This window comes from Carboxylicivirga fragile, assembly GCF_050589805.1.
Lineage (GTDB): Bacteria > Bacteroidota > Bacteroidia > Bacteroidales > Marinilabiliaceae > Carboxylicivirga > Carboxylicivirga fragile.
Genome location: NZ_JBNGOY010000003.1, coordinates 44,235 through 67,416, shown reverse-complemented (window position 1 = coordinate 67,416; position 23,182 = coordinate 44,235). Strand labels below are relative to the sequence as shown.

The following is a 23,182-nucleotide window of genomic DNA, read 5'->3' as shown; positions in this document are numbered from 1 at the left end:
CTAAAATTTTAATTTTAGTATTATAGGATTAATTCGCGCGTATAGTCTGGCAGTTTTATTTGAACTCATTAAAATAGTTTCCAAACGTCTCAACTCTTCAGGTGTGAATGAGTGATAGTTAATCAAAGTAAGGAAATAGATTAAAGGCAATATCAAACTTCCTAATACTAAAAACATCAATTCTTGCTGGTAACTATAGAATGGAAGAAACAGTGCAACGGACAATAATAGTATCAAGAAATACCTCATCAAAACTGACCAATCGTATTTTAACTTGACATATTTCCTAAATAGCACTAACATTAGTAGGTTTTTAAATAATTCACCGAGTAAGCTTGCAATGGCAACTCCCACAATTCCAATTTTAGCCATAAGAAAAACGCCCATAGTGATACTAAAAACAGCAACTATTCTTGTGTATAAAATAATCTCTACACGTTCTTTTAATTGAACTAACATACTTAACGGATAGAAACATGCATTCAAGCAAATTGATAAAAGTGCAATAACAGTCAACCGATAAGCTTCAATGTACTTTATATCAAAAACATGAATAATGAGCCCCTTTCCAAAAATTAGGAAATATAAAAGAGGAAATATCAGAACCGGAAGTATTACTTTAATAATAAACAGGTAATAGTCATTCAATACGGATGAGGCTGTCTTCTTTGAAAACTTCTTAAAGAAAACAGGTTTTAGCACCGATTCAAATTCTCGTAAGGGTAATATTTTATAAACAATTTCAAAAACTTTTAAAGAGAATCCATATAGGCCAACATAGTATGGATTTGACATAGCAGCTATAATATACTGATCACTGGTTCGACCAATGATACCATAACCCAACTCAGAAAACAAGGATAGACTCCAGAATCGCCACATTCTTTGCTTAACAATTACGATAGAATTTTGAATTGCTCGAAATTTTATTAGTTCAGGAAGCACTTTAAAATAAATGGCAAACAGAGCCAAGAGTACTGAAACTATAGAAACACCTGCTTCAATAAATAAGAGAGTTTCAACACCTAACTTGTTGTATAATACAAAATAACTAACACTTCGCACTACTACAACAAGCACTTTTATAAATGCTATCCACTTATGTAATAAGTAGGCTGACAAAAGAGATTCAAAATAGTTAGCCATGGCATATGCAAGCACAAATACCACGAAAGCGTTAACAAATAAATAAAACTGCGACAAATTAAAAAAAGGCATGATCTGCTCTCGAAACAAAACCAAACAAAGAGTGAATACAACTATTAATACGATGGCTCCAAAAAAAGTGGTCAGCAAAAGGTACTTTAGGGGCAAATATTGTTTTTTAGAGCGCAGTTCAGGTACAAATCGCAACAACAAATGTTTGATAGGACTGGTTATTAACAATTGATAAATGAAGAACAATCCAAAAATAAATAGGTAAGTTCCATAATCATCAACAGGTAATTTTCGAATAACAAGCACTGATGCAACCAAGCCCAATATCTGAGAAACAATTTTCCCAAGATACATCCACATTGTATTATCAACGAGGATTTTTTTATCGGTGCTCACCAGTTTATTATTCACTTACAAATATCTATTTTCGTTTATAAATTCCAAACCCAAACAATTGTTTCACAATGGCCTTACAATAATAGAACTTTAATGCCGAACATGCTTTCACCTGTGATGACTCAATGTCGGTTCTACGCCAATGAAACGCTACCTCATCATCTATCATGCCACCAACACCAAAGCTTGCCTCACAATGTGGTGCAACCATTTCAAAAAATTCATTCTTAATCTTATTATCATTCCGAGGGAAAGCAAAAACACGCTGCTTCTGTTTATACATTTCACAAACTTCATCGATACTCCCAACGGTTTGTTCATACTGTTCTTGAATCGACAACTCATTGAAATCAGGATGATCCAAGCTATGACCTCCAAAATAAAAACCTTGCTCAATCATTTCCTTTATCTGAGAAGAATCCAAATAAATCTTGTTCTTGGTTAAGTATTCATCAAAACTAAAGGACATGCACCTAGCCAAATCATTTAATACTTTTCTATTCCTATAGGATATCTGATCTATTCCACTTGATATTGATTTCGATGAAATACCAGCGTCTTTTAGTAAATTAGAAGCACTTTCAAAATCACCAATAAGGTCATTGTCCTTTAGTGATTTGTGAAGCAAATTCTTCTTTCGCTGATAGTGTAAGTCTTTATTATCGATGAAATGTGGATTAATAAAAAACACAGCAGGCACTTTATGCTTTAGCAATATGGGTCTTATTTGCGAATAAACGACACTAAGCCCATCATCAAAAGTCAATAACACACTATTAACTGGGATGGTAGCTTGTCGTTTAGCATAGGACAGAAAAGTCGGTAAGTCAATAAATGAATATTTCTTTTTAAGGAATAAAATATCCATCTCAAACTCATCAAGTGTTCTATAGCTATTGTTGGTTCGAATGACCTCATTCACATCCCAACCTTGAATGCTATGATAATTAAGCATAAGCACATCCCTTCCTGAAGCAGAGCGAAGTAAACCAAAGGGTAGTATACTGGCTAAGCTAAATCCAATACGCTTAATAAATCGCTTACAGCTCTTCAAACTCATACTTAAGCTCATTTGATGGATAATAGAAAAAGAACGCCAGTAAATTTAACACATCGCGACAAATATGATTGAGGTATCGAGATATAAAATCAATCTTAATTTTGAATTTAATTGAATAAAGAAGCGCCACTAAACTCAGTAAGCCATAAATGGCAATTACCCACAACTTTCCCGTAAAAATAAAAACGAGAAGAACGAGCAACAATATCAATAATGTTGGATCACTACTTAACAGGCGTTTCATAACATAAGCATTATTCAAATGCTTGCGATACAATAGGGCTCTGGGATATACGTTTGCTCCATTGATTAACGAAAGCCAAATACGATGCGAATCTTTATAATCGACGGTATGATGTAAGGCCATGGTTCGAGATTTACGTAACAACAAATGTCCTGCTTTAGCCAATCGATAACCGAAATCCAGATCCTGCCCCTTCTTAAACATTGGCCTCATGCCTCCAAACTTATCCCATAACTCTTTTCGAATTGCAAATAAACCACCAGTTGTTGATTGATATGTATCTTGTTGACAATAGGTTTTCCTATAAAATGCTTTTCTTTCTAACTTTCCTTCCTTGGAATAATAATGATTTATGAAATTACCTGAAACGAATTCATATTTCAGCTCCTGATTATCGCTTAGCACATTAGGTATAAATTCATGTAGTAGTTCCATGTCCGCATCAACAAAGAACAGGCTATGACTTTTGGCTAAGTTTGCGCCAACATTACGAGCGATGGCCGCATTGTACTTACCCGTAATACGAATTGTGCGTACGCCTCTTGTAGCTTTGGCTATTTCGATGCTATTATCTGTAGAATCAGAATCAAGATAGATTACTTCAGCATCCAATTTATTTTCATCAATACAGCTTCTAACACTATCCAAGCATTTAGGTAGTATCTTTGATTCATTGCGCCCTATGATGATAAATGAGATCATTTACTTAAGCGTATTTAATAAATTGCGCTTTCGTTTAAAAGCGTATATCTGACGTAAAACCTGAAAAACAACACCTGACATAGCACCGATTCCAGCATGACGTATATAATATTTAACCCACATGCGAATACTTGTTGATGAATATCGATTAAAAAAGGATCGTATAAAAGCTAACCAACTTTGATCGATAAAACTTTTTCCCTCTCCTGTTTCTTCAATAAATGAAGAGATGGCTACATCCCAAGTAATAAACGCAGGAAATCCATAATTGGATGCTCGAAGCACAAAATCGTAATCAGACGCATATTGAGGGAAGCTCAACTCATCGAGCAGGCCAACTTTTTCAAAAACTGCTCTTGGAATCAATGTACCCCTCCCATTTAAACAAGTAGTATGATGCAAACCTTTCAATTCATCCTTTTCAAGCAATGAAAATGCCTTGTGATATTTAACTTCTTTTGCTTTCCACCAAATATTCTTTTTTATCCCTGAGAAAAATACGTAAGGTTTCTTTCTATGAATCAAATTCAAACATCCAATCAGACTATCTGGGTGTTGCTCATTCAATTCAATTAAGTTTTGAATCAAGTTTTCATCAAAACTCACATCATTATTTAAAGTGATAATCAAATCAGCCCCCTCATCAAGAGCAACCTTAAAACCTTCATTCATTGAGCGGGTCCACCACCACGATCCATCTCCATGTATTATCTTAACATGCGGATAAATCGCCTTAATATCATTACTTGTGCCATCATCTGAACCATCATCAACAATGATAACCTCAAAGTTTTGAAAGGTCTGTTTTTCCAGCAAAGACAAACAGTTCAAAGTGTACTTCTTGCGATTATGCACAGCTATTACAACATATACTTTCATGAAGCAACCTCCTCATCTTTTTCACTTAATACGCCATCTTCTTGTGAACGTGGCTGATATAAGAGATGCAACATGGTTAGCCCAAAGAAGAATACCTTGGTAAAATACACTTCGGCAAAACCAATAATAAAAACTGCTAACAGTGCTAAAAATGCAAATTTTATGGGTCGATCATAATAGATGCACATGGTCTTAAGCGACTTAAAAATCATTCCAAAATAAAAGACAAAAACAAAGAGCCCATACATGGCTAAAAAGTTGGTAACGCCATTATTCCTATGTATAGTCCTATCATTACTTTCACCTTTAAATCGCGTTTTCTCGGAGCGTCCCAATCCCACAAATGGATTAGCTATAAAATCCTCAACATCCAGCTTGGCACTTTTAAATCGTGTATTGTAGGTTTGGTTGGTAAATGAGAGTTTTCTTTGAATTTTAGCCCCAATAAAATCGACCGACAAAAAGAGAATAATTGATATTAGAATGAGCAAAGGTACATAGATCATTTTCCGAACAAGGTTTCGTTGAGTAATAAAATATGACAATATCACGAATACCAATGCAATGTACCCTGATGTTGAAAGCGTACTTAACACTCCAAGTATCAATATCCAATTAGTCTTATTATTTAATCGTCCTTTTCGAATAATATTGAATAACAAAGCTATAATTAAGAATCCAGCAAAAGCACCAGGTTCCCAAAATGGTCCAGAGTTACGCTTCAGAAACATCAATCCTTCACCTTGGCTATTAAAAGTATATAGAATAATATTTGGCCAAATATGATAGCTTCGATTAGTAATTAAAGGATTATCAAAATTGGGTGCCACAGTATTTATCCAAAAATGTTCAACAACCGCAATATAGGTTGATAGGTAAATTATCAAACTACACAGCACAAAAACCTTCAATACATCAACATAATACTCAATGCTTCGAATACCCACAGCCCGAATGATTAAATAGGCAAACAGTATTCGTAGATGTAAGCCAAGAAAGGTTTGTAGAGGAAAATAATAAAATTTGAGCATTTGAGCTGCCTGAATCAATAAGGCAAATACCAAATAATAAATAATGAATTTATCGATTTTACGTTTTCGATAGACAAATACAAACAATGGTGCGACCAAACACATAGCGATCATTATTACATGCGCTCTGTAAAAGAATGGAATTCCTGAAAATGCTATTAACAGAAATATCAATGTATAATCAATTACTTTTGTTTGATTAATCATCCACTTCATTATTTAGTACCGATGCATAAAAGTTCAAATAGTCTTTAGTCACAATGTTTATATCAAACTTCTGTTCTACAGTGGCCTTTGCATTATTAGCCAATTTAGCATTATGTTCCTTATCACAACACCATTCTATTCCCCTCGCCAGATCATCCACATTTTGTTTTTTCGCCAAATAGCCATTTACCTTATGCTCTACCATATCACCATTACCTCCAATATTGAAAGCAACAACTGGTGTTGCGCATGCCAGGGACTCCATTATCATGTTTGACAAATTCTCTTGCAAGGACGGCACAACAGAGACATCAGCTGCCGACAAGATTTCAACCAATATGCTATCATCATTGATTTCTCCTAAAAAATGCGTTTTAATACCAGCAACTTCATTACTTTCATGTGACTCCCCAATAACAAGCACTTCGTACCTTTCCCCATCCAAACACTTAAGAGCTTCTTGCAAATACACATAGCCCTTGCGTGATTCGGATAAGGCATCGACCGCGGCATAAATAATGAGGTTTTTCTGTTCATTAATTCCCAATCGTTCTTTTACACCTTGACGATCAACAGGTTTGAATAGATCCAGATCAATGCCATTTGGTAGGTTCAGAACTTTTCTCCCCTTAAGTACGAAGCTTTCCTTAGCACAATTAGCCATCCATACACTCAGGCCCACAAAGAACATATCCTGTTTCTTATTATAAACTTTCTGTTTCGATGCCAATAAGGTATGGCTCAAATCGTGTAACTCAGAAGAAGCAAGAACCGGACAGTTTCCGCAAGACTTCTTATACAAAGAACATTCTTCGTCGTAATGACAACCTCCTGTGAAATACCACATGTCGTGCATGGATATTACAAGTGGAGCCTCAATCTTTGCAAGATCATTCAAGCTCATAAAACCACGATTAATCCAATGCACATGCACCAAATCGGGCTTTGCTCTATTTATCTTGTTGGCAAGCGTGAAACTATATCCACCGGTTGAGAACATCTCCTTGGGCCAATGACCTTTAATCCTGACACTTAACTTTTCAAGATTGCGATAACACCATAATTTGAGTTTTTTAAGTCGTCCACTATGAACTTTTCGCACCGTATCATCATCGTGTCGCTTATTTCCAACCCACATTTCAGACTCAACGCCAGCATGTTGCAACCCCTTATGCAAACGATAAGCTGCACGTCCTGCTCCGTAGAAATCTTTTCCTGTAAGGTGAATAACTTTCATTTATGATTGAACTAATTTAATTAAAGCATCTGCATTTTTCTCAACATCAAAGCTTGTACAGGCATACTGGTATCCATTATCAATAAAAAGCTCATCATTAAACTTGCCTTTGATCGCAGTATCTAAAACACCTCTTAATCGATCAAAATCGCCATTGCAAGACACTCCGCATTTTTTATTTTGAAGAACCTCATCTGGATCAACATTTAAACCCAAAACTAACACTTTATTAAACCACGCTTGAATAAATGTATTTGGCATACCTTCACTCTTACTCGTGTTCACCAATATTTTTGATCTCTGAAACCATGATTCTGTTTCAGAGTAACTCAACTCTCCTAAAAACTCTAAATTCTCAGGCAATATACCATACTCCTTTATTTCTAAACTAATTCTGCCAATCATCACGAAACGCCAAACAGGTGCAACTTCTAATTGATCAACAAGCTCTATAAATAAATGGGCTTGTTTTATGGAAGTCATATTGCTAACCCACAATACAATCCGTTCCTTTTCAATAGAAGCGCTTGACTGTGCCGGATAAGAACTGGGTATTAAAACTGCGTCACGCTTAAAATTCTTTTGAAAAAGTTCCTTCTGAACCTTATTTTGACATACAATATGAGTCGAACTTTTTTTACCATATTCCACCATACAATCAATCACCTTAAAATCAACTTTGCGAATCCAACGTTTAATCTTCGATTGGTACTTAAACGAAAGAAATTCATTAAAGTATTTATCAAGATGAGCATCTTTATCTTGAGCCACGGCATATACCATTGTCTTCTTAAACCGCTTGCAATAAAGTGCACAAGCTGCTGTTAAAGCAAAATCCGTTCGTTGATAATAGTAAGAAGCTTTAGTTCTTAGAAGCAGTTTATAAACTTCAAAAAACTCCAGACTTCTGATACTTCTCAATTTGTAATAATGAAAGGTAATTCTAGGATCATTGTATGAACTATTAGCTATCACCTGTTCCTTCCCTATGCCTCCACATATAATTTCAACCTGCCAATCCCTCTTCAAGAATTCGGTGACTAAATAATGCACTTGTATTTCCGCGCCACCCGTACTAAAGGTCACATATTTTGGTATGATGAAACAAATGGAATTTTGTCGAACATCGGCCATACGGTTCTTTATTACTTCAACTTAGCGCTTTTTGAATCATACTTGTTGTAATAATCGTAGCGATACTTCTTCCCTTCCATGCGACTTGCATTAAGAACCAAAGCTAGTTTTGGAATATTCTTATTCAACACCTCCTTTAAAACACCTTTCACAATGTGCTCGCGGCTATAATGCTCACGTATAACAAATAGATTCACATCGGAATGTTCCATCAGCAAGTAGGCATCGCTTACTACGCCAATAGGAGATGAATCAATTACTATATAATCATATTTCTTTCGCAACTCTGCAAAGATAGTAGCTGTTGATTCGTGCCCAATTAACTCCATAGGGTTAGGCGGTATAACACCCGGGGTAATAACATCAACATTAATATAATTAGATGGCTGGATAATACTTTTCAGCCCCATCTTTTTAACATAGTACGATGTTAATCCCTTCTCACTATTGGCCACTAAATCTTTAAACTGATTACTCTTACGCAAATCATAACCCACAAGCACCACTTTCTTATTAAGCTGAGCCAATGATAAAGCCAGATTCAATGACATAAAACTTTTTCCCTCAGCAGAAACCGCCGAAGTGACAAGGATTGATTTATGCGATTCGCCTTTCAGGAAGAAAAACAAGTTGGTACGAATGGTACGAAATGTTTCAGAAATTGGAGATGATGGCCTGCGAGCAACTACATCATTAAAACTTTCTTCATTACGTATAATAGCTCCCAGGTAGGGTATATCCTTATATTCTTCCAATGATTGTTCGCCCTTGATACGATCATCGAAAAAACCAATCAATAGCAATATTAAAGCTGGCACAAGTAAACCCAAGAAAACTGCCAAACTATAATTAATAATTGGATTTGGATACACCTTTCGAACCAAACGAGCGGGCTCAACAATCTCATGCTCAGGTAAATTTGACGCCTTGGCTATCTGCGCTTCGGCACGGCGTTGTAATAAGAATGTATAAATGGCATCGTTCAATTGAAACTTACGTTCAAAACCAACCAACTGACGTTCGGTTTTAGGCAGGGCTTCAATGTTATTTTTCATCTCATCAATCTTCACTGTTAAATCAGCCAAGGTTCTTTCAAGTGTTGTTATGGAGAAATTAATATTCTCAATGATTGGCCGCTTTAGACTTTCTATTTGAACCTCCAGATTCTTTAGGTACGGACTCTTATCCTGTTTCTTACCAATTAATTCGTTACGCTGATTAACCAAGCGAATAAGGTCGTGCATTAACTCATTCAAGGTTTGATCGCTTATACCCATTGATGATGGCACAACTAAATCAGCCAGGTTATCATTATCCTCAAAAAACTCATCCAAATATTGATAGTACTTATACTGCCTGTCAACGGTTGATTTCTCAAGTTCCAGTTGATGCATACGCTCAAATATTCGCCCGGCCTTGCTTGATATATCCATCACTTGATTACCCGATCTAAAACGCTCCAATCTTCTTTCAGCCACATTTAATGAATCTGAAATCTCTTCCAGTTGTTGATTGATGTAGGATATAGTATTAAAGGCAAAATGATTTTTACGCTCGAGGTTTTTACGAAGGTAAATATTGGTTAAAGTGGAAGTAAAATCAATGGCTTTCTCGTAGGAGTTAGCTTGCAACACCATCTCTACTACACTCACTTCAGGATTCTCTGGAGCTACTTTAAGGTTATTCTGCAACTCTTCAACCACTTCGACCTTATCCTTAAATACAAAACGATAAGTATTGCCCTCCAACAATGAAGCATCAGATGGGTTCTTCAAGTAAATACGGAATTTATAAAGCTCATCCTCTATCGCATCCGACTGAAAGAACATATCGTCAAGCGATAGACTTTTATTGGTTTTAGTAAGTCTATTTGTCGAATAGTTAAGCACCTTAACATCATCATTGTTGGCAGTCACATGAAATTCACCATCGTCGAAAAACACAACTGTAAAGGCCACATCAATGGCCTGCACATGGCTCGAATCGTAAAGCACAATAAATGGCGATTGTTTATAAATCTCGGTATCGATATACGATTCACTTTCGTAATACTGAATTTCTAAATCAAGCTGTTCAACCGTTTCAGTAACCAAAGGCGTTGACTTCAAGATGAGCATCTCATTCTGAAATGTTCTCTTTTGGTCAAAGAGTTGAAAGCTTTGCAAAAACTCCATTGCTTTTTGACTCTCAAAAGCGCCATTCTCTTTCACATAAATACTTGTGGCTACTTCGTAAGTCGGTGGAATTACCTTTCCTAAAACAAAAGCCAATGCAATAAACAGAACTTGTGCTATTATAAAAAAATACCACTTCTTCTTCACCACATTTACTACCTTTCGGAGATCGAGGTATTGATCTTGCGTACTATTGCTGAGCGGTGCCTTATCCATTAATTATTACTTATATAATTAGCCACTAAAATAAAGGTTGTTATACTTGACAGAACAATGGCCCAGGGAAAAGTTTCGATGCCCCACTTTCTGGTCTTCAAAGGCTCAACATAAACAACATCGTTGGGCTGTAAATAAAAAGCATCATCTCCTAGCAAAGCAACATTAGTTAAATCAACTCGCTGCTTACTTACCACATTATCCACTACGCGCACAATAACAGCATACTTACGATTACCATAAATGGTAATATCGCCAGCCATACCCAAAGCTTGAAGTATATTTAAATGCTCACTTGCATAAAAGTAGCGCCCAGGATTAGTTACATAACCAAGAACCGTAATATTCTTATTCACAAAGCTAAGTTTCACAGTTGGTGCATTAAGATACAACTGCAGCTCTTCTCTAATCTTATCAGCCGCTTCGTCAGCATTTAGTCCACTAACTTTAAACTTTCCGATGATAGGTAAATCAATGAAACCATTTGAATCAACAGTATACGAAACCATTGCTAAATCAGCCTCTGATCGTCCTCCGCCATATCGGTTGGCATCATTACTCATAAAGTTTATCTTGCCATCGTCGAAACTACTTACCTGAATGTATAATTGATCAAATGACTTGATCAATATTTTCTCCTTCTCGTTATTGAAAGTTTGTATTTCTTCGGTTGATTGATCATCCTGAAGGTAGACTATCTCCTTTTGAGGAACACAAGAAATAAAAAGCAAAGTGCTTACAATGAATATTAGTAACCTCATATAATTTTCAGATATTGGTGCGTGTTTATCCACACTAAAAATAAAGATTAAAGCATCTCTACTATCCTTTTTTTTATGAAAGCTTACTTTTAACTTATCAACACTCTTTTTTGTGGGATGTAGGATAAGAAGAAGGGGACTTATATTAATAAGTCGATAGATTATTTACAATACAGAAAACAAATTAACACCTAGAACATACACTCTATCAGATTACTTTATATTTTTCTTTATCTAAAGATAGCCCCACAAAAGAACTATTCAATAACTTACTGATAGAAAGAAGATTTAACACTATTTTACTCAGCTATTTTTATTTGGTAAGCAAGTTCTATTTCGCCCTTGGCAATTCTATTCAGCTTGCCTTTCAACATGAATCTTTTAAAGGGATTCAAATAATCGATAAAAAGCTTACCTTCTATGTGGTCGTATTCATGCTGAATTACTCGAGCAGTAAAACCATCATACTCTTCTTCGTAATGATTAAAGTGCTCGTCCTGATATTTAATACGAATGCGCGAGGGACGTTTAACCTTTTCATTAATCATTGGCAAACTCAAACATCCTTCTGCAGTTGATTCAAATTTACTTTCTAGAAACTCAATCTGTGCGTTGATAAATACCTTCTTGAATCCTGCTAATTCAGGAAACTCATCTTTTAACACATCGGCATCAATCACAAATAAACGAATGGATTTACCAATTTGTGGCGCTGCAAGACCAAGGCCATCTGCCTTATACATCGTATTCCACATATCAGCAATCAATTGCTCTAAACCCTCGTAATCTTTATCAATGCTAATCGCTACCTTTCGCAGCACCGGATGTCCATAAACAACAACAGGATATATCATTTGCTTCTTATCTATTTTGCTCCATAAATGTTTGTAGAATAATGGTTGCACTCACCTTATCGATCATTGCCTTATTCTGCCTTGCTTTCTTCTTTAAGCCGCCATCTATCATCGCCTGAAAAGCAATCTTAGAAGTAAAACGTTCATCAACCCAGGTAAGTGGTAAGTCAGGAAACTTATTCTTCAACCTATTGGCGAAAGGTTTAATGTAGCGCATCGACTCCGACTCTTCACCACTATTTTGTGTAGGATAACCTAAAACGATGTGCTCTACTTCCTCCTCTTGCATGTATTTTACCAAGAAATCAAAAAGCTCGTGAGTTGGAACAGTCGTTAATCCATTGGCAATAATTTGCATCGGATCACTTACTGCAATACCACTCTTCTTTCGTCCATAATCAATGGCTAATATCCTACCCATGTTTTATCTTTTGTTGCAAAGATAATGGAATAGAATCAGTTCTTTGTTGATTAATTCAAATTAGAAAATGGAAGTCAGTTTTTAGGAACAGTAAACCAAAATGTACTACCACTGTCTTTCTCACTATGTACACCTATCTCCCCCTTATTCTTCTCAACAAATTCCTTACAAATAATCAAACCCAAGCCTGTGCCTTTTTCTCCTGCCGTACCGTCTGTTTTCAACTTCTTATCAATACAAAACAACTTATCCAGATCATCGGTATCAATACCCACTCCATCATCCTGTATTTCAACTTTCCAAACTTGGTTATCTCTATGCAGATTAATGGTAATTTGACCACCAACATTAGTAAACTTCATGGCATTGCCCATCAGGTTGCGAACAACTGTATTAATGGTATTTCGATCACCTTTGGCCATTGCTTCCTCATTGATGTTAGAACTAATTTTTATTTCTTTCTTATCAGCTGCCAACTTATAAAGGTTGATGTTCACGTTAATGAGCGTAGCCAAATCAAAAGCTGCATCACTAAAGCTTATTTTACCTCGTTGCGAACGCGACCATGTCAACAAGTTCTCGAGCAAGATATATATCTGCTTAATGGAACTATTCATTTTGGAAACACACTCTTTGTTATCTTCCTTTGTGTAATCATCAAAATTTTCGGATAACATTTCAGAAATGGACATTAGACTTGAAAAAGGATTCTTAAGGTCATGCGATATGATGGAAAAAAACTTATCCTTGGTAGCATTCATTTGTTTAAGGTTCGCCTCCGATGTTCGTAATTGTTGGTTGGCTTCAGAGATTTTAAAATTCTGCTGCTTTAGTACCTTATTGGTTTTCATCTTCACCAGGTAACGATAAATAAATATCGCGATAATGAAGAATAACAATACCTCAAAACTGATAAACCAATAAGTTAACCAAAAAGGTGGATTAATGATAATTGTTAATTCAGAATAACTATCACTCCAAGCATCGTGCTGCTTGGCACATTTCACCCTAAATTTAAATTCGCCCGGTTTCATATTAGCATAGGTCACGAAATTACGGTTTCCAACATGATTCCATTGCTTATCCATAGGTGCAAGCTGAAAAGCATATAATGTTTTATCCGGGAAAATGTGGTCCATTCCCGAAAACTCAAGTGAAAAGAAACGATCTTTATAATCCAGGATAATTGTATCAGCAAAAGCAATATTCTTGCTCATCTGAAACTGATTGTTCACACTGCTGATTAATGGACTAGGCATGTCAGATCTAGGATTTACTTCTACCTTCTGCCCCATGACTTCCAACCCCGTAAAAACAGGCCTTAGTTCACTATCTGTTCCATTAATACGTGTAGGATCAAAACTATTCAGTCCATAAACCCCACCAAAATAAAGCTTACCAGATTTCCCTTTATGAAAGGCACCGCCATTAAACTCCTTGCTTTGCAAACCATCATTAACATCGTAATTACGACACTTTTCACTTTGCATATCAAAACAGCATAAGCCATGATTAGTACTTAACCAAAGACTCCCTTTTCCATCAGGCAAAAGCCCATAAATAACACCATTGGGCAAACCATCAACTACGTTAAATTGGCGAATTTCTTTGGTCTCCAAATCCATTACATTGAGCCCATCGTTGGTTCCAATCCACAGTTGATGATCGTTATCCTCGTGCAAAGTAAATACGAGGTTGTTACTTAAGGGGGATGGCGAATCAGTTGAATAAACCTCAAATTTACCACTGCTGACATTTAAACGATTGAGCCCTCCACCGTAGGTACCACACCAAATATTACCCTTACTATCCTCAAAAATAACTGAATAGATAAAATTGTTTGATAAACTATTTGAATCTCCTTCAATGTGCTTGTAATGCTTAAATTCTTTGCTCACCCTATCAAAAAGGTTCAAACCATTACGAGTACCAATCCACATTCTATTTTGGCTATCCTCGTATATTACTCTTACTGAATTATCCGATAAACTTCTAACATTACCTGCCTGCTTCGTAAAAGTCTGGAATTTATCATTAGATGGTATAAATCGTGATAAACCACCACCGTCGGTTCCTATCCAGATTACATTCTCACTGTCCTCATAAATACAGCGTACTGAATTGTTGTCGATGATATAATTAACAAAACGATCTTCGGATGGAATATATCGCGATATACCTCTATCGTTGGTACCAATCCATAATGACCCATCGGATGCTTCACACACCGACCAAATAAAATCACTGGCAAGACTATTGGTATTTATTGGATCGTGCTTTATCAGTTCAAACTTATTGGCCGCAGGATGATACATGTTTAAGCCAGCTCCAAATGTTCCTAACCAGATGGCTCCAGACTCCTTGTCGTTATAGATGCAATTAATAGCATTCTGACTCAGGCTTGATGGATCAACAGGATTATTTTGAATGTGTCGAACTTTTCCATCGGTCTGAATATAAAAAACACCATTATCATGAGTCCCATACCAAATATTGCCAAAATTATCTTCTTCCAGCGATCGGGATTGATCAATGGCTAAACTATTAGAAACATCACTTATCTTAACTATTTGTTTCAATTTCCGGTTCTGATATTTAAACAGTCCTACATTAGATCCTACCCATATATTGTTCGCTTTGTCAAGCAGCAACTTTTCAATCTGTAGCAAGGGAAACTGTGAAAAAGTAAAACTTGCTTCTATAGCCAGTTCCAAAACATCAATAATAAATAATTGATCCTGACCTGCTGCATACAATTTTGATCCGGATTGACACAAGGCATTGATATTTACATTAGAGAGTAAGGTATCAACGGCATTGGCTTTCAACAAGAATAAACCTTCACTTGCACCAACATAAATACCTGAAGGTGTTGGGTGAAGCGCATTAATCCTTCCATTACAAATACTCCTTTTCTTTACTCGTTTAGTTTCTAAACCTATACAACCCAAGCCATTGACCGACCCCACATACATGATTGAATCGTGAGCTTGCAACAGGCATGTGATGGTATCGTTTGACAAGCCATTGGTAGAGTTTAAATTCTTGAATTGTTCCGTTGCCGGATTAAAACAAGACAAACCTGCTCGTGAAGTAAACCATAATTGCCCCAAATTATCTTCATAAATCTTCTCGATCCACTTATCACAAACACTATTGGGATTATTAGCACTTGCATTATAAATGGTAAATTTAGAACCATCGAAGCGATTCAAGCCATCTTCGGTTCCGAACCACATGTATCCTTTTGAATCGCGATGCACGCAGTAAACCGAACTAAGCGATAGGCCATCGTGTATTGTGAGGTACTTAAAACGTATTGAATTATTACTCGCATGCACGAATGGAAGAGAAATTAGAAGGCCAAGTAAAATTAGTAGCTGTTTCATGTAGTCAGGGTTAGTTCGTTTAAATATAAGGATTTAAGTAATTATTCGCAAAAGAGAATTTTTAATACTTTATTAGAACTAAATATTTTCCATATAAAAAAGTGAATGTTCATTCTTTTTTGCATATATTTGCAAGTATATTAAAAATATAAAAGAGTAAGTAATCAGAATTAGAACCTTGCAAAAGCAAATAAATCCATGGTCAAACTTCAAAAAAGCATAGAGAAACGGGCTGCTCTATTGAAAGCAACTTTATGCCTGATTAACCATGAGGGTATACAAGGTGCTTCCATGGCAAAAGTTGCTAAAATGGCGAAGGCCTCACCTGCTACCATCTACTTGTATTTTGAAAACAAACAGGATATGGTTAATCAACTTTACCTTGAAGTAAAAACGGCATTTGCTGAAAAAACATTTGAAGAATACAAAGCAGAAGCACCTGTAAAAAAGAACTTTGAAAGAATATGGTTCAATATGTCACAATTTAAATTGAACCAACCGGAGGAAGCATCGTTCTTATCACAGTGCGATAATACACCTATGATAGATGAGCAAACACAACAAGAAGGGCTTAAGTATTTACAACCTCTTTTTGATCTCTGGAAACAAGGACAAGAAGAAGAAATCATAAAGCCTATTTCACCATATTTGCTATATGCATTTACGATTTATCCAATGGCATTTTTAATGAACATGCAAAAAAGAGATGCCTATCAAGTAGATAAAAAAGCACTAGAAGAAGCATTTCAGGCTGCTTGGGATAGTATTAAGGTTTGATCTTATTTCTCAAAAAAAAGAATGAATATTCACAAAAATAACAATACAATGGAATTACTAGAAAAACTTAATTGGAGATACGCTACAAAAGCTATGAACGGCGAAAAAGTAGCACAAGAAAAAATAGATACTATTATAGAAGCAGCTTCCTTAGCTCCTACCTCAAGCGGATTACAGCCCTTCGAAATAATCATGATCACCAACCCAGATGTTAAAGCGAAAATCAGAGCAATTGCCTGGGATCAATCTGTAGTAACGGACTGCTCGCATCTGTTGGTGTTTGCAGCCTGGGATACCTACACTGAAGAACGCATCAATAAAATGTTTGACCTCACCAATGAGGTACGAGGTTTCAAAAACCAAGGCTGGGAAGATTACCGCCAAATGCTTTTGAGTAGTTATCCACAGCGCGATGCCGAATACAACTTTAACCATGCTGCACGTCAGGCTTACATCGCCTTTTCGCAAGCAATAGCTGCTGCTGCTTTTGAAGGTGTGGACGCCACACCAATGGAAGGGTTCGATCCGGCTGCCTTGGATGAAATTCTGAATTTAAGGGAGAAGGGCTTGAGAAGCTGTGTGATGTTACCTTTAGGTTACCGTGATTTGGAGAACGATTGGCTGGCCAACTTAAAGAAAGTACGTAAGAGCAAAGACGATTTGCTAACTATTATTGATTAATTATCAAGTAAAAAAGAAACACAATGAATAATTTCGAATATAAAAACCCAACCAAGATTATTTTTGGTAAAGAAAGTATAGCAAAACTTTCGAAAGAAGTACCCAAGGATGCTAAAGTGTTACTATTATATGGTGGCGGAAGCATCAAGAAAAATGGCGTTTATGAGCAAGTAAAAAAGGCTCTTGCCAAACATGAAGTACTTGAAATGGGTGGCATCCCTCCCAACCCTGAGTATGAAGTATTGCTCAAAGCAGTTGAACTTGTTAAATCAGAAAATATCACATTCCTTTTAGCTGTTGGTGGAGGTTCAGTAATTGATGGTACCAAATTTATATCAGCTGCTGCTTTATACGAAGGCGAATCAGCATGGGACATGGTTAGTAGTCAGAAACCAGCCATGCAAGGCATGCCATTCGGGTCGGTTCTAACATTACCAGCTACAGGCTCTGAAATGAATGCCGGCGCTGTGATTACACGTAAAGAAACTCAAGAAAAACTGGCATTAATGGGACCCGGTTTATTCCCCGTGTTTTCAATCCTGGATCCTGAGGTAATCAAATCCATTCCGCAGAAACAAATTGCCAACGGATTGGCTGATGCTTTCACGCATGTACTGGAGCAATACATAACCTACCCGGTTGATGCGAAGTTGCAAGATCGATTTGCAGAAGGAATTATGCAAACACTTGTTGAAACGGCACCTGCTATTCTTAAAGATGGAACTGATTATACTGCAGCTGCCAACTTTATGTGGAGTTGCACCATGGCTTTAAATGGATTAATTAGTCAAGGTGTGCCATCAGATTGGGCCATTCATATGATGGGGCACGAACTAACGGCTATGTATGGTATCGATCATGCACGAACACTTGCTATTATTTGCAGAAGCCACTATACCTATAATATTGAAGATAAAAAGGACAAATTGGCTCAATTAGCAGAACGTGTATGGAATGTGCAAACAGGCAGTACAGAAGAGAAAGCCAAGGCAGCCATCGATCATATTGAATTATTCTTTCACTCATTGGGCATACCAACGAAATTATCGGAATACACTGATAGCTACGAAGGCACAGCTGAAAGAATTGCTGAACGATTTAACCAACGTGGTTGGAAAGGCATCGGCGAAAGAGGTGCCATTACTCCTGAAGGTGTTAAAGAAATTGTGAAGATGAGTTACTAAAAAATAATAAGCTTTTAGTTTTAAAAAGTGTATGGGTAAGAAATACTCTTGCTCGTGCGCTTTTTTATTTGGGAGAATATCTGCGAAACTGCAAATAATGTATCCCCAATGGGGAATGGATACTGTAATTGTCCTTTCAGTACGCTACACATCCCATTTTTTCAAACCTTAAGCTGAACTATTTCCTTATGAATAAAAGCCTGACATATCTAACAAATCGTTTCTTGCTGCTTATTCCCATTTTTATATGGAACATAGTATGGTATCACCAATTACCTGAAGCGTTTAACACTAACTTCTTCAACATAGGTATTCCAAATTATATCCTATATGCTGAAAATGGTTTACGTTTAATCGTATTCTCCCTCCCCCTGTTTATGCGATTATCCTTTCAGAAGAAACAGCAGAAGATTGGTTTGGTAGTTTACATTACCGGAATCTCAATCTACTTTTCATCGTGGCTGGCTTTAATACAATGGCCACAATCGAATTGGAGCATGAGCCCAGTTGGTTTTACAGCACCAGCCTATACAACTCTAATCTTTCTTATGGGCATGGCATTAATTGGCAAAGATAGCTTTATAAAGAGGTTTAAACCTTCACTTTACTACACCATCGTTTCCATTCTCTTTGTATTAGTTCATAGCTGGCATACGCTTATGGTCTTCAACAATTTGTAATACTACTCAACTGCTTTACTATAAATAAAAAAACACCCTCCTCTTTCATGATAAAAAAGGAAGATGCTTGTTTAAAAACAACTAAATCCAATCAGCACTATTCAATGCCCAATTCCCTGCTTAATTCTTGAAAAGCATGAGGATCTTTTTGTGCCGCTTGTAACTCTTCTCCAGCTTCGCCGCTTACGATGACCACCTTATAATTAAAATTGGTAACCGTTAATAATTCACTTTTATCGGTACGCGCTTCTAATATATTTGTTAGATCTAGTTTATATCCGCTACCACTGCTTACAAGTGAAAAGTTGCGACTTAACAAGTTTTGTTTTGTTGTATAACTCACATACGGTAGTTGATACTGAGATGTACCATTCTTCCAATAAACCAACACAAAACCATTGTCCATAATATCTTTGTTCAAGGCACTAAACGATGCAGAAAAGCTCAAACGTTTAAATTCATAAGCACTTGTATTTTGCAATACTGACCAACTTTCCGCAGGAACGGTCAGTGAAAATGTTTTAACATTGGCATTTCCCTTTACTCCTTTAAGCACTAATCCCATTCCCCACTGCAATCTCGACAATTTTGTTTTAGGCCCATACAGAGTATAGGTTTCGATATCAAGATAGTAATCACCTATTTCACCATCAGTACCTGTTGGAGCACCTTTACCTGATAATATTTTAGAGCCATCTTGTCCATCGGTACCATCTTCCCCATCCGAACCATTTTCACCCTTTAACATGAAACTAGCCGCATCGGCCCAAGTCGTATCATCCAATTTTGGCCCGTATAACAAGCCTGTTGAGATATCGAAATAATAATCACCTTTAGCACCCACCTCTTCGGCAGGTTCACCCTCATTACTATAAATAACTGAACCATCCGCTCCGGCAGGCCCAACTAATCCTTGATCACCTTGCAGTCCGGTTTCACCTTGCGGTCCAACCGCGCCATCATCACCACTGCATGATGATATTGATAAACTTAAAGATATGATGGCAAGTGCTAATAAATAAATTTTACTTGATTTCATGTGTCTAATTTTTTATTGTATTGGTTTAAATTTGGTAATAATACTGTTACACACTTTTTAATTCGATTTAACTGTACCTTTCACTGTGTGTGGAGGATTCGTTCTTAAGAAATCCTTATAGAAAACTCCATCAATTTCAATTTCGGATGTACTCACCACTTTAATCGTTCCGGTTAAACCCCATAGGCTCTCATCGGTGCCATCGCCATCGAGGTCGACAACTATTGTCGGTGCAATTTCACTCTTATCCACTTCAAAATCGAAGGTTTTACCTGCTTTAAAAAGACCATCGGTCATGATTGCTGTAAAAACAAAGGATTCATTCTCGGCAGAGATAGTTCGAACTTGAGCCACAGCTCCATTCAGTACCTGAGTACCTTCATATTTGGTTCCATCAATGGAAATACTGAAAGTACCTTTCATATCCAATACTTCTTCCGGATCATCATCCTTGCTGCATGATGAGAAAGCAAGCGTTAAAGCAGCCACTAAAATAATTGATGTTAAAATCTTCATGTGTTTATTAGTTTTGATTTGTGCTGTCAAAAGTAGATGAGATAAAATAGCTTCGGGGTGAAAACTTGAAAGCGTCCTTATTTAATATTTATTCGTAGTAAATCGGACTGAAAGTGTTATAAAGGCATAAGGTAAAGAAAGTACATTTGTATTCCGTTGTTAAAAAGCAATACAAAACACTCTATAAACAACACAACAACAGCACATAGAAACAATTATAAAACACCTAAAAACATAGACAATTCACATCACATGGCAATGATATTCATTAAGTATTCACTGTAATACATTATACTAAAATACAAGATATTACAGTCACATAACATATCACTTCATTTCCAAAAATGCAGGATGCATTGTAGAAAGAATAAATTCAAGGTTCGACTTACAACCAAATTGATGATGTAAGCACGGACGAGCGGAATAAGGATTAAACCACATTATTTCATGTACGATTGTTCTTGAATGATCACTACTTTTCCCGATTCCATAGAAGGTGTATACCCATAATCGTAACAGAAATAATACAGAGTTCCGCTTTGATTTCTCCAGGTATGCGTCAGGTATTTAAAGTTCATACCTAGTTTGATAAGAAAAGACTTTCGAACGGTAGCTTTACCAGATGGACATGCCGTATGTAAAGCTCTGCGATTGGTTCGAAGTTGTTTATTAAGTGTGCGCATATAGGCTTCGCTTGTTGATTCGTTCTGATTGTGATAAGCACTCTTGCATTGGGCTGTACAAAATTTCTTATCGGATCGTCCTACAATTAATTCGTCGCAATATAAACATGTATGAGCAGTCATAAGTATATGATTAGACGTTTAGTTACGTTTATAAACGCTTACAATACTCTTAAGGTATGAATATTAACTATGTTGTGCATAAAAAATGACAAAAAAACCTACCATATACTATAATAGCTTTCAACATGGGCAGACACCGCTTGTAAAGTTATTCTTTTATGATAACGATAGTATTGAACAGTGCATTAGGTCTTTAAACTATGTACGCTATAGCCAGCAATATCAATGTTATTATATAAGAGACGATAATAATTTTAAAACCTTATTGCAGGAAGATATTAAGGCTGTAGCGAATATTAGTACGAAATATTTAAACGCTGCCTCTTTTAACAACAAAAAAAAATCAAGCGATCTAAAAGCCAAAGATGCATTAAATGCATTTGAACAAACAGCGCTGGTAGCAATAACAATAGTTAATAATAAGGCCTACTTAAAACTACCTTATCTATTCAAACAGCGATGGACAAGCTATGGAAAGAAATGGGAAGTGTATTTGAAGCCAAAAGACGCTTTTGGATTATACCCAATTACGCTAACAATAAAGAAGCCATTCAGCAATATTTTGAAAAACAAGGATGTAAAATAAAAATAAAGGTTAAACATGACGAGAAAATCTTTTCTCACCAACAAAAAAGCAATTACAAAGAGGATAAAGAACTGCAATCATTTATTAAAATAATGACTTTGCAAGGTGCAGGTGCGCGGACAATAGATAACTATGCCTGCCAAATAAGTAAATTAAAAGCCTACTATCCTAACAAAGGTGTATTGGAGATTAGCAATAACGAAATAATAGACTATCTATTTTTTCTACGTGAGGAATTAAGTTACTCAACATCGGCACAAAACATTGCGGTAAGTGCCATTAAACGTTTTCTACAAGCATTTGGTGACCATGAACTAACAGACATCAGAATTCCTCGACCTAAACACAAAACAGCTTTACCAAAAGTGTTAGAGAAAAAGGAAATTGAAACATTGCTTAAACTTAACATATACCCTAAGCATAAATGCATGCTCTATTTAATGTATGCATCAGGTATTCGCTGTGGCGAATTAATTAACTTAAAAGTTGAAGATGTTGACTTTAATAAAAATGTAATAGTAATAAACAAAGGCAAAGGCAACAAAAGTAGAATAGTTGGTTTATCAAATAAAATGAGAGATTTACTTTTAAGATATTTGCGAACCGAGCAGCCCAATATCCATTTTTTTGAAGGTCTTAATGGTGGAAGGTATAGTGCGTCGAGCATACGAAGCGTGGTAAAAAACGCAGCTAGAAAAGCAGGAATAGACAAACGTGTTACACCACATATGTTACGCCACTCTTTTGCCACCCATCTACATGATTCGGGCATGGACATTCGTAATATTCAGAAACTACTTGGCCATTCAAACACCAAGACAACCGAAATTTACACTCAAATTTCAAATAAAGATATAAGCCGCTTAAAAAGTCCGCTTGATGACTTGGATATTTGATAAAAAATAGCTTTTTTTATGATGAGTAAGAAAACCATAACCCTGGTACTTGTTTAAGTGGTATTACAACTAAGAATGATCATATTCATTTGAAAGTAACACTTGATCGAGGAACAAGATAACGATAACATATGGTGTGCGGTAGAATTATATA

General features: G+C 36.2%; 21 protein-coding genes. 6 read left to right on the top strand and 15 right to left on the bottom strand.

Annotated features, from left to right (window positions below):
• From ACRD7B_RS02085 to ACRD7B_RS02030, 12 genes are all read right to left on the bottom strand, one after another.
• Positions 1-1,569 carry a lipopolysaccharide biosynthesis protein gene (locus ACRD7B_RS02085; protein ID WP_430822797.1) on the bottom strand — a complete coding sequence of 523 codons (1,569 nt, stop codon included), beginning with the start codon at positions 1,567-1,569 and terminating at the stop codon, positions 1-3.
• A gap of 10 nt (positions 1,570-1,579) precedes the next feature.
• Positions 1,580-2,614, bottom strand: coding sequence for a polysaccharide deacetylase family protein (locus tag ACRD7B_RS02080; protein WP_430822796.1), 1,035 nt, complete (start codon positions 2,612-2,614; stop codon positions 1,580-1,582).
• Positions 2,595-3,560: a glycosyltransferase family 2 protein gene (locus ACRD7B_RS02075; RefSeq protein ID WP_430822795.1), complete on the bottom strand. Its 966-nt coding sequence runs from the start codon at positions 3,558-3,560 to the stop codon at positions 2,595-2,597. Before ACRD7B_RS02075 ends, ACRD7B_RS02080 begins: the two co-directional genes overlap by 20 nt.
• Positions 3,561-4,439 carry a glycosyltransferase family 2 protein gene (locus tag ACRD7B_RS02070; RefSeq protein ID WP_430822794.1) on the bottom strand — a complete coding sequence of 293 codons (879 nt, stop codon included), beginning with the start codon at positions 4,437-4,439 and terminating at the stop codon, positions 3,561-3,563. It lies immediately after the preceding gene.
• Positions 4,436-5,677 carry an O-antigen ligase family protein gene (locus ACRD7B_RS02065; protein WP_430822793.1) on the bottom strand — a complete coding sequence of 414 codons (1,242 nt, stop codon included), beginning with the start codon at positions 5,675-5,677 and terminating at the stop codon, positions 4,436-4,438. The genes ACRD7B_RS02070 and ACRD7B_RS02065 overlap by 4 nt, the downstream gene beginning before the upstream one ends.
• Positions 5,670-6,914 (bottom strand): glycosyltransferase family 4 protein, encoded by a 1,245-nt coding sequence (locus ACRD7B_RS02060; RefSeq protein ID WP_430822792.1) that lies wholly within the window; start codon positions 6,912-6,914, stop codon positions 5,670-5,672. The genes ACRD7B_RS02065 and ACRD7B_RS02060 overlap by 8 nt, the downstream gene beginning before the upstream one ends.
• Positions 6,915-8,048 (bottom strand): glycosyltransferase family 4 protein, encoded by a 1,134-nt coding sequence (locus tag ACRD7B_RS02055; RefSeq protein WP_430822791.1) that lies wholly within the window; start codon positions 8,046-8,048, stop codon positions 6,915-6,917.
• Between the two features lie 11 nt (positions 8,049-8,059).
• Positions 8,060-10,438, bottom strand: a complete 2,379-nt coding sequence (locus ACRD7B_RS02050) for a GumC family protein (RefSeq protein WP_430822790.1) — start codon at positions 10,436-10,438, stop codon at positions 8,060-8,062.
• Positions 10,438-11,199 (bottom strand): polysaccharide biosynthesis/export family protein, encoded by a 762-nt coding sequence (locus tag ACRD7B_RS02045; RefSeq protein WP_430822789.1) that lies wholly within the window; start codon positions 11,197-11,199, stop codon positions 10,438-10,440. The genes ACRD7B_RS02050 and ACRD7B_RS02045 overlap by 1 nt, the downstream gene beginning before the upstream one ends.
• 299 nt (positions 11,200-11,498) lie before the next feature.
• The gene (gene def, locus ACRD7B_RS02040; RefSeq protein WP_430822787.1) at positions 11,499-12,053 is read right to left on the bottom strand and encodes a peptide deformylase; all 555 of its coding nucleotides are present in this window, start codon (positions 12,051-12,053) and stop codon (positions 11,499-11,501) included.
• Positions 12,054-12,060: 7 nt separating this feature from the next.
• Positions 12,061-12,474, bottom strand: coding sequence for a Holliday junction resolvase RuvX (gene ruvX / locus ACRD7B_RS02035; RefSeq protein ID WP_430822786.1), 414 nt, complete (start codon positions 12,472-12,474; stop codon positions 12,061-12,063).
• 74 nt (positions 12,475-12,548) lie between these two features.
• On the bottom strand, positions 12,549-15,863 hold the full coding sequence (locus ACRD7B_RS02030) for a ligand-binding sensor domain-containing protein (RefSeq protein WP_430822785.1): 3,315 nt from the start codon (positions 15,861-15,863) through the stop codon (positions 12,549-12,551).
• Between the two features lie 198 nt (positions 15,864-16,061).
• Between ACRD7B_RS02030 and ACRD7B_RS02025 the strand changes: the two genes are divergently transcribed.
• The 4 genes from ACRD7B_RS02025 to ACRD7B_RS02010 all read left to right on the top strand — a co-directional run bounded on the left by ACRD7B_RS02025 (position 16,062) and on the right by ACRD7B_RS02010 (position 19,185).
• Complete coding sequence (locus tag ACRD7B_RS02025) at positions 16,062-16,640, top strand: TetR/AcrR family transcriptional regulator (protein WP_430822784.1); 579 nt, start codon at positions 16,062-16,064, stop codon at positions 16,638-16,640.
• 48 nt (positions 16,641-16,688) lie between these two features.
• A complete protein-coding gene (locus ACRD7B_RS02020; RefSeq protein WP_430822783.1) occupies positions 16,689-17,321 on the top strand; it encodes a nitroreductase family protein in 633 nt (210 codons plus the stop codon).
• Positions 17,322-17,344: 23 nt separating this feature from the next.
• Positions 17,345-18,505 carry an iron-containing alcohol dehydrogenase gene (locus tag ACRD7B_RS02015; RefSeq protein ID WP_430822782.1) on the top strand — a complete coding sequence of 387 codons (1,161 nt, stop codon included), beginning with the start codon at positions 17,345-17,347 and terminating at the stop codon, positions 18,503-18,505.
• A gap of 188 nt (positions 18,506-18,693) precedes the next feature.
• Positions 18,694-19,185 (top strand): hypothetical protein, encoded by a 492-nt coding sequence (locus ACRD7B_RS02010; protein ID WP_430822781.1) that lies wholly within the window; start codon positions 18,694-18,696, stop codon positions 19,183-19,185.
• 97 nt (positions 19,186-19,282) lie between these two features.
• Here the strand turns inward: ACRD7B_RS02010 and ACRD7B_RS02005 are convergent, their stop codons facing one another.
• The 3 genes from ACRD7B_RS02005 to ACRD7B_RS01995 all read right to left on the bottom strand — a co-directional run bounded on the left by ACRD7B_RS02005 (position 19,283) and on the right by ACRD7B_RS01995 (position 21,546).
• Positions 19,283-20,224, bottom strand: a complete 942-nt coding sequence (locus tag ACRD7B_RS02005; protein ID WP_430822780.1) for a collagen-like domain-containing protein — start codon at positions 20,222-20,224, stop codon at positions 19,283-19,285.
• Positions 20,225-20,281: 57 nt separating this feature from the next.
• A complete protein-coding gene (locus ACRD7B_RS02000; RefSeq protein WP_430822779.1) occupies positions 20,282-20,740 on the bottom strand; it encodes a hypothetical protein in 459 nt (152 codons plus the stop codon).
• 440 nt (positions 20,741-21,180) lie between these two features.
• Positions 21,181-21,546, bottom strand: coding sequence for a hypothetical protein (locus ACRD7B_RS01995; protein WP_430822778.1), 366 nt, complete (start codon positions 21,544-21,546; stop codon positions 21,181-21,183).
• An 85-nt stretch (positions 21,547-21,631) separates the two neighbouring features.
• Between ACRD7B_RS01995 and ACRD7B_RS01990 the strand changes: the two genes are divergently transcribed.
• Both ACRD7B_RS01990 and xerA read left to right on the top strand, forming a co-directional pair.
• Positions 21,632-22,132, top strand: coding sequence for a hypothetical protein (locus tag ACRD7B_RS01990; protein WP_430822777.1), 501 nt, complete (start codon positions 21,632-21,634; stop codon positions 22,130-22,132).
• Positions 22,027-23,028 (top strand): site-specific tyrosine recombinase/integron integrase, encoded by a 1,002-nt coding sequence (gene xerA, locus ACRD7B_RS01985; protein ID WP_430822873.1) that lies wholly within the window; start codon positions 22,027-22,029, stop codon positions 23,026-23,028. The genes ACRD7B_RS01990 and xerA overlap by 106 nt, the downstream gene beginning before the upstream one ends.
• Positions 23,029-23,182 lie beyond the last annotated feature (154 nt).